Here is a 17,589-nt window from a genome sequence, read left to right as displayed (position 1 = left end):
TTTTTACGCTAAGTTCGCTAATCGCATGACGTCGCGAGCAATCATAACCTCTTCATTCGTCGGGATGACTAATACTTTTACAGGCGAGTGTGGATAGCTAATGAACGCTTCTTTCCCGCGCACTTTATTTAATGCTGGATCCCAGTAAACGCCCATAAATTCAAGACCACGCAATACTTTTGCGCGCACAACATCGCTGTTTTCTCCAATGCCCGCTGTGAAAATAATCGCATCTACACCACACATGCGCGCTGCGTATGAACCGATATATTTATGAATGCGACCTGCAAACACTTCAAGCGCTAATTCTGCACGCTCGTCACCTTTAGCAGCCGCTTCTTCAATATCGCGTAAATCGCTTGAAAAACCCGTTAAGCCGAGCATACCACTCTTCTTATTTAAAATGTCAATGACTTCCTCGGCTGTTTTCCCTGTTTTTTGCATAATGTATGGGATTAACGCCGGGTCAATGTTGCCAGAACGCGTGCCCATTGCTACACCAGCAAGCGGCGTAAAGCCCATCGACGTATCGATCGATTTTCCACCTTCTACTGCTGCAATGCTCGCTCCATTTCCTAAATGACAAGAAATTAAACGAAGTTGCTCAATCGGGCGACCTAACAGTTCAGCTGCTCGTTGTGTCACATATTTATGCGATGTGCCGTGGAATCCGTATTTACGAATGCCAAACTTTTCGTAATACTCATACGGCAAGCTATACAAAAACGACTGCTCTGGCATCGTCTGATGGAATGCTGTATCAAACACCGCAACAGCTGGTACGTTCGGCAACACTTCACGGAACGCTTTAATGCCAACAACGTTCGCTGGGTTGTGTAATGGCGCTAAATCAGATAAATCTTCAATTTCTTTTAACGTTTCATCTGTAATTAAAACCGAGTCGCTAAATTTCTCGCCACCATGCACAACGCGATGACCGATTCCTTCGATTTCATCAAACGATTGAATAATACCAAGCTCAATTAATTTATCAAGTAACATTTTTACAGCAACCGCATGATCTGGAATCGGTGTTACTTCTTTTATTTTTTCACCATTTACTGTAATATTAAAAATCGCATCTTCAAAACCAATTCGCTCAACAACACCTTTTGTTAATACTTCTTCACTCGGCATGTTAAACAATTGAAACTTTAACGAAGAACTTCCCGCATTAATCGCTATGACTTTTGGCATTTGACTAAACAGCTCCTTTAACATCGTTCACAATTATTGTATGCAAATATGCGAATTTCATCGGTACGTCTCTCATTTTACGGGTCGTTCGTCGCTCTTTTCAAGTACACAAACTTGACGAAAACGTTTTCTTCACATATTTGTTATATTCAGAAGGTTATGAACGATTTTCTTTTAGCCATTGTTCGAGCTTCAACACCATTGCTTGCATCGCCTGCTTATTTGAAAAGCTAGGAAGTTGAGCAAGCAATGCTTGTTTTGGAGCTTTTGCATATGTACCTTTCTTTTGCAAAATAAAAATACTTTTCGCTGCTGCTTCATTTTTAAACATCGAAAGCGGAAGCTGCAACAAGCCTTGAATAAACGTCTCTTCTTTGATGAACGCGTGCAGATCTTTTGATTCATCTGATGTAAACAGCGTATTTGGAATTAAGAAAAATAAATACCCGCCTTCTTTCGTATAACGAATGCTTTGCTCAATAAACAAATAATGAGCATATGAATGACCGCTTTTTGCATGTAAGCGAAATGACTTGGCATTTTCGTCATCTAGATAATATCCGATCGGCAAATCGCACACGACTACATCAACTGGCTCAATAAACAATGGCTTTAAACTATCTTGATGAAATAGTTGCATTTCATGTTGTTGTAAATTTGCATTCACATAAGCGAGCTTCAATAATAAATCGTCTACATCCACTCCATAACTTTTTACTTTTTTATTCGTCAGTTGGTTTAATACAGCTGTCATTAAATTTCCTGTTCCAATGGCTGGATCGAGAAGCGATAGCGAAAAATACGTTTTTGTAAATTCATCAACTAAGTAACCGATAAATACTGATACCGCATCTGGTGTCATTTGATGGTGAGGCTGTACATATTCCTTCATTCCTTTTAACATCGCTAATTGCAACGCTTTACGAATATGTTCATTTTTCCAATCGTGCAAACTGATAGATTCATACGCTTTTTTCAGCCGTTTTTTTAAAAACTCACTTACTTCTTCTTGAAGAATTTCTTCATGAAATATGTTTTCACCCGTTTCAGCGACAGCTTCTAAATAAGAGCATTTTAATTCTTCTTGCAACCACGTTGCTGTTTCGTCAATGACTGTAAATAGCTTTTCCAATATCATTCACTCCTTTCTGTCCGACATTTTATTTTAGAGAATGTAAACGAAAAAGGCTATCCCTTTTTTGAGATAGCCTCTCACAATTATTGTTGAGCCGCTTGTCTTGCCGCTTCAATCGCTGCTTCATAGTTTGGATGGTTTGTCGCTTCCGATACATACTCGACATACGTCACACGATCATTGCGATCTACAACAAATACAGCACGAGCAAGTAAACGTAACTCTTGAATAAGCACACCGTAGGCTTGACCAAACGATACGTCGCGATGATCAGATAATGTGACAACGTTTTCCAATCCGCTCGCTGCGCACCAGCGTTTTTGAGCAAATGGCAAATCAACGCTAATCGTTAATACTTTTACTCCTTCAATGCTTCCTGCTTCTTCATTAAAACGACGTGTTTGGGCATCACAAACCCCCGTGTCGATCGACGGTACAACGCTAATTAAACGAACGAATCCTTTTGTATCATCTAATGTCACTGGCGATAAATCGTTTGCAAGTACGGTGAAATTCGGAGCGACATCACCGACTTTCACTTCTTGACCGATTAATGTGACAGGATTTCCTTTAAATGTAACACTCGCCATAGTAAGCCTCCTCTTTATATAAGATACAGGCTCATCATAACGTAATTAGATGAAAAATTCAATTATTTCGATTGAGACTAAATATCAAAATCGGGTGCTTCATTATGTTGCTTCGGTTTTTCTTTTTTCTCAAACATTTGCTGAATTTTTTCGATCGCTTGCGGGGCTAAGTCTAAAATTTTCTCATATAAATGCGTACTTTCATCAACATGCAACAGTTTCACACCTGAACTGTTTACAATTAAAAAGGCAATCGGGGTAATCGATACACCGCCACCGCTTCCGCCACCAAACGGATGAGCTTCTTTTTGTTGTTCATTTCCATCATTCAACATAAACTCACTACCGCCTGCTGCAAAACCGAAACCGACTTTTGATACAGTTAAAATGACGCTTCCATCTGGTGTCTCCACAGGATCACCAATAATCGTATTGACATCGATCATTTGCTTTAAGTTTTCCATCGCTGTCGTCATTAATCCTTCAATTGGATGTCCACTCATTTTCATTCCTCCTAACAGCTTTCCACGTCGTTCGTGACCCGTGTTCCTTTTTTCAAATGTTTGACGACCTTCAGTCCTGCTAATATAGCATAACCGATTCGAAATCGGATCATACATGTAAACGACGTACGTGATACTGCTCCTTGAAAAAAAGGAACAATTGAAATAGAAGGATGACTACAAACGTTCATATATTTACTGACCATGGCTACTATATAATATTTAATCGACCAACCAAGCCCTACAATCATCCCTGTTTTCGCGGCATCGCCTACCCCAACTTGTGTATGCCAGTGAAACTGTAAAACAGAAACTTTTTGTAAAAACTTTTTTACGATTGTATGTAAATGAACGATTCGATTTAACCACTGCCTCACTTGGGCTAGACGTTCACGAGCATCCGTAACAGTAAACGTTGTTTTTTCATCTTTTCCAGTATTCGTTTTTTGTTCTGTCACAATGCCTGCTTCTCTCTTCGATATTTCAATAAGCGGAACAGTAAAACGATAACGAAGAAACCGAAGAAGGCGAATGTCTATCGTTAATTGATCATTATCTTGTGCATGTTGAAATTGAATGGTGATACGCACGTATAAAAAAGGAATAAGCGCTAAGAAGGCTATAAGGATGATGACAATAACGAAAATCATCGGTTGTTCACTTCCTTCCCGATGACATTGTCGACAAAAATGAGGAAAATTAAACGAATAAATTCGCTATGAATGGAAAATAAATGATAAAATAAACGTGAGGACATTTTAACGGAGGGAAAATCGATGACTGAACGACGCAATCGTATGTACTTCTTTCATAAACATGACGACGAAACGAAAAAACAAGTACAACCACTTATTGAACTGGCTAAACAGTATAAGTTTGAAGTTGTGGACGATGCTAAACAAGCAAACATTATTGTAAGCGTCGGTGGAGACGGGACATTTTTACAAGCCGTCAGAAAAACAGGCTTTCGTGACGATTGCTTATATGCGGGTATTTCAACGTCAGGTTCATTAAGTATGTATTGTGATTTTCATATTCATGATACGAAAAAAATGATTGAAGCGATGACAACGGAACAAATTGAAGTGCGGAAATATCCAACGATTTATGTCACAGTCAATGACTCGACATCATTTTATTGTTTGAATGAATGCTCGATTCGTTCAAGTGTTATTAAAACGTTTGTCATGGACGTGTTTATTGATAACTTGCATTTCGAAACATTCCGTGGTGATGGAATGATTATTGCTACACCTACAGGAAGTACCGCCTACAATAAATCAGTCAATGGCGCAGTCGTTGATCCTATGCTCCCTTGTTTTCAAGTAAGCGAATTAGCGTCATTAAACAATAATCGTTATCGTACCCTCGGCTCATCATTTATTTTAAGCGGAAATCGCAAACTTACATTGAAAGTAGTACAAGACGGAAACGATTATCCGATTATCGGTATGGATAATGAAGCATTAAGCATTCAACATGTCGAAAAAATTGATATTTCATTAAGCGGAAAAGTCATTAAAACCGTCAAACTAAAAGATAACTCATTTTGGGAAAAAGTAAAACGAACATTTTTGTAAAAAGAGGCGTAACGCCTCTTTTTACCATTTTCTTCGATCAACAAGACACCGTTCCTCTTCGTTTACACGATGTACGCAAACGAATGTTGGCGTTACACGAATCACGTTGTTAATTTTTTGTTTCGCTTCTTCATCAAGTTCTTTTTCGATGTAAATCGTTAATTGATCACGATCATTTTCCTTCGTCACAACCGCTTGAAATATTGGGCAACCTACTTCAGCCATCACTTGCTTTAACTGTTGTTCATGAACAAACATCCCTTTTACTTTTACACTCGTACCGACACGTCCAAGCACACCGATGATGCGCTCACCTTTATAACCTTCTACCCAACGTGAAACATCCCCTGTGCCAAACCGAACAAGCGGATACGTGCGATCCAATATCGTAACAACAATTTCCCCTTCTTCATCGAGCGAATCTCCCGTTATCGGATCGCACAGTTGAACGATCGCACGTGAACTAATTTTTAAGCCCGGGCCTTTCCGATCCTCAAATGCAATACAACCGCAATCAGCTGTTCCGTATCCTTCAAAAACACGAATACCTCTTTGCTCAAACTGTTCACGCATACTTTCTGTTAGTTTTTCTGCGGTAAAAAACGCCTTCTTCACCGCTACATGTATCCTTTTTTCATCCGCATATTGCAACAATAAATGTAGAAAACTTGGCGTACCAACATACCCTGTAACTTGTAAATCATTCATAAGTTGCACTTGTAATTCGCGATTGCCCGGACCGGCTGGAACGACAGTTGCTCCAATCTGGCGAAGGGCGCTATCAAACATAAAACCCGCTGGTGATAAATGGTATGAGAACGTATTTTGAACGATATCATCTTTCGTAAAACCGGCCGCTTGAAGCGCTTCTGAAAATCCCCATTCATCTTGGTCGTCTCCTTGTGGGTCATAAATCGGACCAGGGGACATAAATATGCGCGCAAGTTCATTTGTTTTTGTTGTAATCATCTTTCCAAAGGGCAACTCATGTTTTTGCAAAAAAGGTAGTTGTTCTTTTTTCAATACAGGGATACGACTAAGCTGTTCAACCGTTGTCAATTCATACGGATTGATATTTTCAGCGTCTAACCGCTCGCGTAATGCTGGCGACTGTTCGTATGCGTCAATCAAGAACGATTTCCACCCTTCCATTACAACCACCGCTTTCTCCGTTTATACGACTTTACTTCGCGATAATTTTTACGCCCTTTCTCGCTCATGCCAAGGTAAAATTCTTTTACATCTTCATTTTCAAGTAGTCTCTCAACCGGACCATCCATTACAATGCGACCATTTTCCATAATGTATCCATAATGGGCAATCGACAAGGCGATATTCGCATTTTGTTCAACGACAAGAATGGTCGTTCCTTCTTCTTCGTTAATCTTTTTAATGATTGAAAAAATTTCTTTTACAAGTAGCGGAGCAATCCCCAGCGATGGCTCATCAAGCAATAAAATTTTCGGCTTTGCCATCATCCCACGACCGATCGCTAACATTTGTTGTTCTCCGCCCGATAAGTATCCAGCTTGCCGATGGCGCAACATATGAAGTTTCGGAAAGTAATGATACACTTTTTGTAAATCCGCTTTTATGTTATGACGATCTTTTCGCGTATGGGCACCGACAATTAAATTTTCTTCTACCGTCAAATGCTCAAACACTCGTCTTCCTTCCATACATTGAAAAATACCTTTTTTCACAATTTCTTCTGCGTCTTTTCCCTCGATTCGTTCGCCATATAGTTCAATGTATCCGTCCGTCACTTCCCCATCTTCGCTTCTTAACAATCCTGAAATCGCCTTTAATGTTGTCGTTTTTCCTGCCCCATTGCTGCCAAGCAAAGCGACAATTTTCCCTTCCGGAATGACCATCGACATCCCTTTAAGCACGAGAATGACGCGATTATACATCACTTCCACATTATTTAACGTAAGCATCGTTTTCCCCCTTTCTGAAAGCGAAAGGGTGCTTCCTGTTGAAAACACCCTTTCATTCACTTTAATATCCGAAGTAGTCCGTAAACACTTTAAACTGTCCGTTTTCTACTTTTGCTAGACGAATTTGATTTGTTCCAGCATGGTTGTCAGCTGTAAACGTAACAGGTGCAGCTAATCCTCCTAAATCAAGATCTTTTAATTTTTCTAAGCCTTGACGAATGCCTTCGCCACTCGTTGGATCATCTGCTTGCTTGATTCCTTCTACTAGGATTTTCGCTGTCACCCATCCTTGAATAAACTTTTGGTTTTTATCCTCTAATTTCTCTCCTTTGCTTGTTAAATACTCTTTTACTTCAGCCATACCTGGTAAATCTTCATATGGAAACGCATGCGTGACAACACCAATAAATCCTTCTGCCGCATCTCCAGCAATCGGAAGTAATCCTTCACCCGTTGTCCAGTTTAAACCAATAAATTGCGTTTCAATGCCTAGTTTTTTTGCATCTTTTAAAATGGTTGCTGTCGCGCCCCAAGTTTGTTGAATGATCGCATAATCAGGTGCTTTTTTCTTCATATTAAGGAGCTGTGACGTCGCATCAAGCGCTTTTAAATCAACAATTTGTTCGTCTACAATCTCTACGCCAATTTCTTTCGCAAAATCTTTTGCATCTTGAATTGGCGATTTTCCAAATGCCGTGTCATTGTAAATAAGAGCGACTTTTGGCGTGCCCCCTGTATGATTTTCTTTAATCCAACGAAGCACCGACCGCGCTTGATCAGAATACGATGCAGCTGTTAAAAAGTTATATGGACTTTCTTTTATATTTTTTAAATTTTCTGAATAAGAAGCTGAGAAAAATGGTAGTTTATCTGTTGCAACTTGTTGACGCAACGCTTCAGTATCGGCTGTTCCCCATCCTAAAATAGCGGATACTTTATCACTTGATTTGTACTTTTGATACAACTTTTGCGCTTCCGGAATTTTGTATGCGTAATCTTGACCAACAAGCTCAATTTTATAACCGTTTACCCCACCTTTCGAATTAACGTATTCAATATACGCTTTTTCCCCTTCTGCATACGGTGTACCAACATCTCCTGTTGCCCCTGTAATATCAAACAATGCACCAATTTTAATTGTTCCTTGCTCTTTTCCTGTCTCTTTTGCTGGTTCTGTTGCTGTTTTGTCACCTCCTGAACACCCGAACAACATGCTTGCTCCAAGAAGCAACGTAGCAAGTAGCGCTCCTTTTTTCTTCATTCTTTCATCCCCCTTATGTTTTTTATTGTATATAAAGCGGATATTCCGCTTCATATTACTTCGTATAAGAAAATGGCCAGAGACGGAAATAATTTTTTATATTTAACCAAATTTTATTTAATCCATCTGGCTCATACACGAGAAATAAAATGATCACAACTCCGAAGACAACCTCTTTCATACCGACAAGTACGCCTTCTAATCCAGGAAACGTACCGCTTAATAAATCAACAACACTTCGTAAAACAACGGGCATAAGCGTAATAAACACTGCTCCATACAACGATCCAAACACACTTCCTAAACCACCGACTAAAATCATCGCCAAGTATTCAATTGAAACAGAGATACTGTACAATTCAGGACTTACAATCATCGTGTAATGTCCAAGAAGCGCTCCAGCAATACCAACAAAAAACGAGCTAACGAAAAAGGCGAGCACTTTATATTTAAACAAATCAATGCCCATCACTTCCGCTGCAATATCGCGGTCTCGTACTGCAATGAATGCGCGTCCGACACGGGTACGAAATAAATTAAGTGAAAAAACAATAGTGATGAGTAAAACAACAAACATTAAGTAGTAATAGCTCGTTTCACTCATAAACGTAAACGAACCGATTTGCGGACGGCTTAATACGAGCCCTGCTGTACCACCTGTTAACGAATCCCAACGTGAAATGACAAACAAAATAATCACTTGCGCTGCTAACGTAGCAATAGCTAAATATAACCCTTTTAAGCGCAATGATGGGATCCCAAACAAAGCACCGACAAGCGCTGTGATGAGTCCAGCAAGCGGGAAGGCAATCCAAAAGCTAAAACCTAACTTGGTCGTCAAAATGGCTGACGTATATCCACCCACTCCTAAAAATGCGCCAACCCCTATTGAAATTTGACCAGTAAATCCTGTCAAAATATTCAATCCGATTGCTCCGATAGCTGCAATACCACATAATGTGGCCAAACCGACTACATAGTCTGTCGCAACCATAGGAAAAAGCGCAAATAATGCTACAACAGCAAAAATACGCCAACGAACGCGAGCAATTTTCCAAATCGCCATATCTTGCTTATAATCAACATGAAATTCCCCACATTGCATTACAAACGGATTTCGCACCATTTCTCACACCCTTTCGATTTCTTTCTTTCCAAATAGTCCGTAAGGTTTAACCATTAAAATGATGACGAGGATGACAAACGGGATCACTTCTTTCAAACCACCGCCGACAAGCGGGTCTAAATATCCTCCTGTCATACTTTCGATGATACCGATTAAAATGCCGCCAATAATCGCTCCAGGGATGCTGTCAAGCCCACCTAAAATGGCAACTGGCAACACTTTCAATCCGATGAGCGAAAGGGAGGAGTTGACTCCGTTAATATTACCTAATAGCACCCCGCCAACTGCTGATACGATTGCAGCAATCGCCCATGCAATCGCAAAAATCGTTTTAACGCTAATCCCCATAGATAAAGCGGCTTGTTGATCGTCTGCCGTCGCCCGCATCGCAATACCGAAACGTGAATATTTGAAAAATAATGTGAAAATGACGAGCCAAATTATCACAATCACAAACGACCATGCGTATACAGGAGCGATGATCACCTCTCCAAACTGCAGTGGTTTCTCTGAAAAGACCGGTGGATATACGCGCGTTTCATGTCCCCAAATGATATGAACAATCCCTGCAAGTACACTCGATAATCCGATCGTTGCCATAATCATAGAAATGACCGGTTTTCCAATGAAAGGACGCAACACGACTTTCTCTACGCTCCAACCAAGCAACGCACTAAACGCTAAAGCAAGCAATAGTGCAGCAATAAACGGAACATTATAGCTAGCAACAAGCGTTAAACAAACGTAAGTCCCGATAAGCAAAAATTCACCCTGGGCAAAATTAATGGCATCACTCGATTTGTAAATGAGCACAAAACCGAGCGCAACGAGCGCATATACGCTCCCAACGACAATACCCGTCACAAGCATTTGTAAGAAAAAAGCCATTTATGCTGCTCCCTCCCCTTCATCAATCGAGACAATTTTTAACGTCGTTTTAATGACTTGCTCTTTGCCATCACGATATTTAATTGTTCCTTCCACGGCAATATGATCCGTTTCTGAATACATGCCTTCAATGAGCGATGCATATTTTTTGGCAATAAATTGACGACGTACCTTTTTCGTTCTTGTTAATTCTTCATCGTCTGCGTCAAGCTCTTTATAGAGCAATACGAACTTTTTCACACGCGCTTTTTCCGGCAACGTTTGATTGATTTCATTCACTTGCTCTTGAATGAGTTGAATGACCTCTTGCTTCGCAGACAAGTCGGAATAAGTCGTATAAACGAGTTGATTTTTTTCGGCCCATCTCCCAACGTTCGCCATATCAATATTAATAATCGCAACAACGTAAGGACGATCGCGTCCGATGGCAACGGCTTCTTGAATATATGGACTAAATTTCAATTTATTTTCAATAAATTGCGGTGAAAACATCTCACCCGTTTGCAAACGAATGACATCTTTTAAACGATCGATCACATACAAATGACCCGATTCATCTAAATAACCAGCATCGCCCGTATGCAGCCATCCATCCTCAATCGTTTCTTTTGTCGCTTTTTCATTTTTATAGTAGCCACAACATACACTTGGGCTTTTTAACAAAATTTCACCCTGCTCAGAAATTTTCACCTCTGTTTCTGGGATTGGCATGCCAACACTATCCACCTTAATGTCTCCATCGCGATGAACAATCGCAATGCCTGATACCTCTGTTTGACCATAAATGCTTTTCACATTCACACCAATGCTATGGAAAAAGCGAAATACATCTGGACCTAACGGGGCACCTCCTGTATATGCGCGCTTTAAACGCAACAAACCAAAATGGTCTCGAATGGCACTAAACACGAAATAATCAGCGACTTTATACAAACATTTCGTCCAAAATGAAACATCGCTTTTCGTAAAATGAGCTTCTGCTACTTTTTCGCCAATCGGCTTACACCATTCATACATTTTTCGTTTCAACCAACTCGCATCTTGAATGCGCACTTGAAACTTTGAGACAATGTCTTCATAAATGCGCGGTGGTGAAAACATCACATGCGGTCCAATTTCTCGTAAATTTTCAAATACTGTTGAAGGTTCTTCTGGGAAGTTCACAACTATGTTGCAGTGGAATGCCATTGAAATGGTCATCATTTGTTCGCCTATCCAAGCGAGTGGCAAAAATGAAAGGTATTCGTCTTGTTCGTCAAGTGGATCGATTTTTGCGAGGTTCTTTGCCATTTCAAATAAATTGCGATAAGAAAGTTCTGTTCCTTTTGGATTGCCTGTCGTTCCGGATGTATATGATAAAATGGCAATATCATCATAACATCCTTTTTGTACTTCATCATCAAAATATGTCGGATGCATTTTTTCAAATTGCCGACCGAGCGTTTGCACATCTCGGAAGTATAACAGTTTATCATTCTTGTAGTTCCGCATACCACGTGAATCGTAGTAAATGATATGTTGTACCTTTGATAGTTGCTGTTCAATTTCTAGCACCTTATCAACTTGTTCTTGATCTTCAACAACAACGAACTTTGCATCGCAATTGTCGATAATGTACGCTAGTTCGTTTGGTAACGATTCTTGATAAATACCAACTGAAATTCCTCCTAAACTCTGGGCCGCTAGTTGACTAAATACCCACTCTGGTCGATTATCACCAATGATCGCAAGCTTATCACCGCGCTGAAAACCGAGCGAAGCAAGTCCTAATGCGAACGCTTTCACTTGTTCGTAATAATCCCCGTACGTATATTCGTTCCAAATGCCGTAATCTTTTTCGCGCAATGCGACTTGATTTGTTTTTTGTCGCGCACGAGCGGTTAATAGCTGTGGAAACGTCATTTGTTCCATAAAACTCCCCCTTTACACCGCATGTTCTTCTCCTAAATACGCTTCAATGACGCGCGGATTTGTTTGCACTTCTTTTGGCGTTCCGTACGCGATCAATTTACCAAAATCTAATACAGCAATGTGATTAGATAAATCCATGACAACGCCCATGTCGTGTTCAATTAAAATGATCGTTGTCTTTTTTTCTTCATGAATATCAATAATATAGCGTGCCATATCTTCTTTCTCTTCATTATTCATGCCAGCCATTGGTTCATCAAGCAACAATAAGTCTGGCTCCATCGCTAATGCCCGACCGACCTCTACCCTCTTTTGTAAACCGTAAGATAACGTTCCAACCGGCACATTGCGTACATGCTCGAGCTCTAAAAAATCGATTACTTCCTCGACTTTATAACGATGCTCTACTTCTTCTTTTTGCGCTTTCCCCCAGTAAAATCCACCTGCAAGCACTCCTGTTTTCATGCGCACATGTCTACCGAGCATAAGATTGTCCAAAACGGATAAATGAGGAAACAATTCGATGTTTTGAAACGCGCGCGCAATGCCTAAAGCAGCACGTTTATGTGGTTTAATATGCGTAATGCGTTCCCCTTTGAAGAAAATATCTCCTTCTGTTGGTTTGTACAAACCGCTAATGCAATTCAACATACTCGTTTTTCCAGCTCCGTTTGGACCGATGAGTGAAAAAATTTCTCCTTCTTTCACTTCAAAAGAAACAGCATCAAGTGCTAACACACCACCGAAACGAATAGATACATTTTGTACGTTTAATATGCCCACTTTCTTCCCCCCTTTTTTCTCTATTTCTCTCTTTCGATAACACTTTATGGACGTTTTTATATCTTTATGACTTTACACAACGAAAAAACAAAAATGTAAGCGTTATCAAAAGAGTTCATAAAAAACATTTCTTAATTTTAAGAAAATTCTAAAAAGAATGGTACACAATTTTTTTTGGTCCGTCAAGCTTTTTTTCCGCTCCGAATGAATCGGAGCGGAACATGTTATTTTTGCATAGCTTTCATTTCACGCTCTCGCAATTCAACACGACGAATTTTTCCCGAAGTCGTTTTTGGTAAATCGTCAACAAACTCAATTTTGCGCGGATATTTATACGGCGCTGTGAGTTGCTTTACATGCTCTTGAAGTTGCGGAATTAAATTCGGATCATTTTTATCTACTCCTTCACGCAATACAATAAACGCTTTCACAACATGTCCCCGAATTTCATCTGGACTAGCGACAACCGCACACTCTTTCACGAATGGATGTTTTACTAGCGCATCTTCTACCTCAAACGGGCCAATCGTATAGCCTGAACTAATAATAATATCATCACCGCGGCCTTCAAACCAAAAATACCCCTCTTCATCTTTTTTCGCTTTATCACCAGTAATATAATATTCCCCTCTGAACTGCATCGCTGTTCGTTCTGGGTCTTTATAATAACACTTAAATAAAGCTGGCGTTTCGACATGTACAGCAATATCTCCGACTTCACCAATTGCACAAGGCTCACCAAATTCATTAATAATCTCAACGCGATTGCCCGGTGTCGGTTTCCCCATGGATCCTGGCTTAATTTTCATTCCTTTCATGACTCCCACAAGCAACGTGTTTTCCGTTTGTCCATATCCATCGCGAACTTGAACGCCAAAATATCGCTCAAATGTATCAATGACTTCGCGGTTTAATGGTTCACCTGCTGATACAGCGCTATGCAAATGCGGCAACTTATATTGGGAAATTGTTGGAACTTTGGCCATAAGACGATATTCTGTCGGTGTACAACAAAGCACATTAATATTGTATTTTTCTAATAGCTGTAAATACTTCTCTGGTTCAAACCGACCATAATATACAAACCCTGTCGCCCCAGAGCCAAGTGTTGATAGAAACGGACTCCACACCCATTTTTGCCACCCCGGGCTTGCTGTTGCCCAAACAAGATCGCCTTCTTCAATACAAAGCCAATTTTTCGCTGCTGTTCGTAAATGCGCATATGCCCAAGCGTGCGTATGGACAACCCCTTTCGGATTGCCGGTCGTTCCCGATGTATAAGATAAAAATGCCATATCCTCTCGGGACGTCTCTACAGCAACAAATGTGTCGCTTTGCTTCGCCATTTCTTCGTGTAAATCGAGCCAGCGCTCAGTCGAACCGCCGATCGAAAATGTTACGATATTTTCCATTCCCTCAATAGGAATAAATTGTTCAATATACGGAAAATATGCAACAACCCCTTTCACTTCCCCGTGAGAAATTCGGTATTGCAAATCTTTTGTGCGCAACATTTCAGAACTAGGAATAATAACAAGTCCCGCTTTCAACGCTCCAATATATACCGCATACGCTTCCAACAGACGCGGGAGCATCACAAGTACTTTATCTCCTTTTTGTAACCCACGGCTAACGAAAACGTTTGCAATTTTATTCGCCTGTTTCATTAGCTCAGCATATGTAAGCTCTTTTGTTTCCCCCGCTTCATTCTCCCATTTCAACGCCGTTCGGTTTGGATCGTCCGCATATTTTTCAAATTCACTTGTCAAATTGTACTTTTCTGGTGCAATTAAATTCATTTCCCTCTCCCCCTTACCGTATGATACAAAAAAATTATACAAAAAAATCGAATGTTTTTGTATAACTTTTCTAAAAATTTTTAAAAAATAAAAAACTCGGTAGAACGAACTACCGAGTTTTGTCGTCTAACATTTATTTTTGACTACCCAATTGTTGCTCTGCCATTTTCACAAGACGTTTCGTCATCTCGCCTCCAACAGAGCCGTTTGCTCGTGCAGTTGTATCGGGACCTAACTGCACGCCAAACTCTTGAGCGATTTCATATTTCATTTGATCAATCGCTTGTTGTACACCAGGGACGAGCAATCGATTTCGATTTGCCATTCGTTTTCACCCCCTTGTACCTATAGGTTGTGCAAAACAAATGGACTTCATACACATCGTTAAAAGAGCTCGTCCAATGGCTCATTTGGTTTTAACGTGATCGTTTCAACGCGCGCCACGGTTTCTGCAATCATTTCGTCTAAAGGTAAAAACTTTTCATATTGGATAATTTTTTCTTTTTTCGGCTTCGTTTTTGGTGCTTTTGGCGTAAAAATTGTACAACAATCTTCATATGGACGAATGGAAATATGATGTGTACCAATTCGTTCAGCAATCGCGATAATCTCCGTTTTATCCATCGAGATGAGCGGGCGAAGAACAGGCGTCGTTGTTACATCGTTGACAGCGACCATACTTTCAAGTGTTTGACTAGCAACTTGTCCTAAACTTTCTCCAGTTACAATCGCCAGTCCGTTTTCTTTTTTGCGAATTTCATCTGTAATGCGCAACATCGCGCGACGCGTTGAAATAAGCGAATAATTTTCAGGTACTTGCTTATAAATGGCTTGTTGTAACTCGGTAAACGGCACGATATGAAGACGGATCGTCCCGCCAAATTCCGTCAAACGTTGGGCTAAATCAATTACTTTTTGTTTGGCTCGCTCACTTGTAAACGGCGGGCTAAAGAAGTGAACGGCTTCAATTTGCAATCCGCGTTTCATCGCCAAATATCCTGCTACTGGACTATCAATTCCCCCGGAAAGCATAAGCATCGCTTTTCCGCTTGTTCCAACAGGTAAGCCACCTGCTCCTGGTACATCGTATGCAGTAATGTATGTTCCTTCTTTCCGCACTTCAACACGAATGTCAATATCCGGACGGTGAACATCAACTTTTAAGCCTGTTGTGTTTTTCAGCACATAACTACCGAGCTCATAGTTTAATTCATTTGTTGTGACCGGAAATTGTTTATCCGCTCTTCTAGCCGATATTTTAAACGTTTTCCCTTCATATGGGAATTGTTTCAAAAAAAATAGTGTCGCTTCTTTTATCTTTTGTAAGTCACTCTCCGTTTTTAACGCTAAACTTAACGATTGAATACCGAACACTTCTTGTAATTTTTCGATAACAGGTTGCGGTGGTGTATGATGTAGGCGAATATACATCCGATCACGCAATGCTTCAATTTGAATATCAGGGAAATGTTGTAGTTTTTTTGCTATATTTCTTTTTAAACATCTCACAAATTGCAAACGGTTTTTTCCTTTTGTCGACATTTCACCGTAACGAATTACAATATGGTCGTACGTCATTTCGTTCCCCTCGCTACTATTTTTAATCGTTCATATGCTTTCTCAATGGCTTCAACAATAATTGGAACATGCTCGATTTGTTGTTCATACGATAAGCTTATACGAATCGAACGCTCTGCCCGTGTTTTTTCAATTCCCATTGCTAACAATGTTTTACTTGGCGCTTTTTTACGAGACGAACAAGCTGATGTCGTTGATACATACATATGTTGTTTTTCCAGTTCGTGAACAAACGTCTCTGATTTTATTCCTTCTAAAGAAAAATGAATAATGTGTGGAGCAGATTGCTCTAACGGCGTGTGGACAGAAATGCCTTCAATCGTTTGTAAACGTCCGATGATCGCTCGTTTTATTTCCACGAGTCGAGCATATGATTCGCGATACTTTTCAATGGATAATCGTAACGCTTTCGCCATCGCAACAATGGCAGCAACATTTTCAGTTCCCGAACGCAATTGCATTTCTTGTGCTCCCCCTGACAAAAGGGGCGAAAGACGCACGCCTTCGCGAACGTATAAAACTCCTGCTCCTTTTAGCCCATGAAATTTATGAGCTGACATCGTGTATAAATCCACATTTGCACGTTTTAAATGAAGCGGCAGTTTCGCCGCACCTTGTACCCCATCAACATGAAACAACACTTTTGGATATTTTTTTAACATCGCACCAATCTGTTCAATTGGTTGAATAGAACCTACTTCGTTATTTACGTGCATAACCGAAACAAGAATCGTATCATCACGCAACGCTTGTTCAATATGTGCTACCGACACGATACCACGTTCGTCAACAGGCACATATGTAACTTGAAAGCCGAATTGTTCAAGCTGTTTGCATGCTTCAATGACAGACGGATGTTCAATCGCTGTTGTAATGATGTGGCGACCGCGTTGTTGATGTTGCCAAGCCACACCTTTAATGGCCAAATTGTTTCCTTCTGTCCCTCCAGATGTAAAAATCACTTCTGACGGTTTCACCTCGAGCAAACGTGCAATTTGCTCTCTTGCTTGCGTAAGCAATCGCTCTGCCTGCATGCCTAATCCATGTAGTGAAGACGGATTTCCGAAATAATCGGTCGCTACTTTTATGAAAGATTGTAGTACTTCTGGAAACGGTTTTGTTGTGGCGCTATTATCTAAATACATCATCGCCCTTGCCTCCATTACGTTCGTATACAAACAGCCTTCTTATATTATCACATCTTTATTCAAAAAAGGAATAATCAAAGAATATTTTAAAGATTGAAACTTTTGATAAAAACGACAAAATTTTTATTTTCTATGGTAGTATATAGGCTG

General features: G+C 40.2%; 17 protein-coding genes. 1 reads left to right on the top strand and 16 read right to left on the bottom strand.

Annotation, left to right across the window (positions count from 1 at the left end; translation table 11 throughout):
• Positions 1-3: 3 nt before the first annotated feature.
• The 5 genes from HNQ82_RS09815 to HNQ82_RS14560 all read right to left on the bottom strand — a co-directional run bounded on the left by HNQ82_RS09815 (position 4) and on the right by HNQ82_RS14560 (position 3,676).
• Positions 4-1,197 (bottom strand): acetate kinase, encoded by a 1,194-nt coding sequence (locus HNQ82_RS09815; RefSeq protein WP_032100380.1) that lies wholly within the window; start codon positions 1,195-1,197, stop codon positions 4-6.
• A gap of 157 nt (positions 1,198-1,354) precedes the next feature.
• Entirely contained in the window at positions 1,355-2,329 is a 975-nt protein-coding gene (locus HNQ82_RS09810; protein WP_080730260.1) for a class I SAM-dependent methyltransferase, read from the bottom strand.
• Positions 2,330-2,415: 86 nt separating this feature from the next.
• Positions 2,416-2,922 (bottom strand): thiol peroxidase, encoded by a 507-nt coding sequence (tpx, locus tag HNQ82_RS09805; protein ID WP_032100382.1) that lies wholly within the window; start codon positions 2,920-2,922, stop codon positions 2,416-2,418.
• A gap of 77 nt (positions 2,923-2,999) precedes the next feature.
• Entirely contained in the window at positions 3,000-3,425 is a 426-nt protein-coding gene (gene ytfJ, locus HNQ82_RS09800) for a GerW family sporulation protein (RefSeq protein WP_055440099.1), read from the bottom strand.
• Between the two features lie 11 nt (positions 3,426-3,436).
• Positions 3,437-3,676, bottom strand: coding sequence for a DUF2953 domain-containing protein (locus tag HNQ82_RS14560; RefSeq protein WP_245191126.1), 240 nt, complete (start codon positions 3,674-3,676; stop codon positions 3,437-3,439).
• Between the two features lie 525 nt (positions 3,677-4,201).
• Here HNQ82_RS14560 and HNQ82_RS09790 point away from each other — a divergent pair.
• The gene (locus HNQ82_RS09790; RefSeq protein WP_032100383.1) at positions 4,202-5,005 is read left to right on the top strand and encodes an NAD kinase; all 804 of its coding nucleotides are present in this window, start codon (positions 4,202-4,204) and stop codon (positions 5,003-5,005) included.
• 21 nt (positions 5,006-5,026) lie between these two features.
• On the opposite strand, the gene HNQ82_RS09785 is transcribed toward HNQ82_RS09790, so the two are convergent.
• From HNQ82_RS09785 to HNQ82_RS09735, 11 genes are all read right to left on the bottom strand, one after another.
• On the bottom strand, positions 5,027-6,157 hold the full coding sequence (locus HNQ82_RS09785) for an AMP-binding protein (protein WP_032100384.1): 1,131 nt from the start codon (positions 6,155-6,157) through the stop codon (positions 5,027-5,029).
• Positions 6,157-6,945 carry an ABC transporter ATP-binding protein gene (locus tag HNQ82_RS09780; protein ID WP_032100385.1) on the bottom strand — a complete coding sequence of 263 codons (789 nt, stop codon included), beginning with the start codon at positions 6,943-6,945 and terminating at the stop codon, positions 6,157-6,159. Before HNQ82_RS09780 ends, HNQ82_RS09785 begins: the two co-directional genes overlap by 1 nt.
• A 61-nt stretch (positions 6,946-7,006) precedes the next feature.
• On the bottom strand, positions 7,007-8,206 hold the full coding sequence (locus HNQ82_RS09775) for an ABC transporter substrate-binding protein (RefSeq protein WP_183249219.1): 1,200 nt from the start codon (positions 8,204-8,206) through the stop codon (positions 7,007-7,009).
• A gap of 55 nt (positions 8,207-8,261) precedes the next feature.
• Positions 8,262-9,332, bottom strand: a complete 1,071-nt coding sequence (locus HNQ82_RS09770; protein ID WP_183242010.1) for a branched-chain amino acid ABC transporter permease — start codon at positions 9,330-9,332, stop codon at positions 8,262-8,264.
• A 3-nt stretch (positions 9,333-9,335) separates the two neighbouring features.
• Positions 9,336-10,220 carry a branched-chain amino acid ABC transporter permease gene (locus HNQ82_RS09765; RefSeq protein ID WP_183242008.1) on the bottom strand — a complete coding sequence of 295 codons (885 nt, stop codon included), beginning with the start codon at positions 10,218-10,220 and terminating at the stop codon, positions 9,336-9,338.
• The gene (locus HNQ82_RS09760) at positions 10,221-12,131 is read right to left on the bottom strand and encodes an AMP-binding protein (RefSeq protein WP_183249217.1); all 1,911 of its coding nucleotides are present in this window, start codon (positions 12,129-12,131) and stop codon (positions 10,221-10,223) included.
• Positions 12,132-12,143: 12 nt separating this feature from the next.
• Complete coding sequence (locus HNQ82_RS09755) at positions 12,144-12,914, bottom strand: ATP-binding cassette domain-containing protein (RefSeq protein WP_183249216.1); 771 nt, start codon at positions 12,912-12,914, stop codon at positions 12,144-12,146.
• A 224-nt stretch (positions 12,915-13,138) separates the two neighbouring features.
• Positions 13,139-14,713, bottom strand: coding sequence for an acyl-CoA synthetase MbcS (gene mbcS, locus HNQ82_RS09750; protein WP_183249213.1), 1,575 nt, complete (start codon positions 14,711-14,713; stop codon positions 13,139-13,141).
• A 133-nt stretch (positions 14,714-14,846) separates the two neighbouring features.
• Entirely contained in the window at positions 14,847-15,038 is a 192-nt protein-coding gene (locus tag HNQ82_RS09745) for an alpha/beta-type small acid-soluble spore protein (protein ID WP_128357006.1), read from the bottom strand.
• A gap of 59 nt (positions 15,039-15,097) precedes the next feature.
• Entirely contained in the window at positions 15,098-16,291 is a 1,194-nt protein-coding gene (thiI, locus tag HNQ82_RS09740; protein ID WP_183249211.1) for a tRNA uracil 4-sulfurtransferase ThiI, read from the bottom strand.
• Entirely contained in the window at positions 16,288-17,439 is a 1,152-nt protein-coding gene (locus HNQ82_RS09735; protein WP_032100392.1) for a cysteine desulfurase family protein, read from the bottom strand. Before HNQ82_RS09735 ends, thiI begins: the two co-directional genes overlap by 4 nt.
• Positions 17,440-17,589 lie beyond the last annotated feature (150 nt).

This window comes from Anoxybacillus tengchongensis (assembly GCF_014201585.1).
Taxonomy (GTDB): Bacteria; Bacillota; Bacilli; order Bacillales; family Anoxybacillaceae; genus Anoxybacillus; species Anoxybacillus tengchongensis.
The sequence above is the reverse complement of the archived record's forward strand: the minus strand, read 5'-3'. Positions and strand labels throughout refer to the sequence as shown.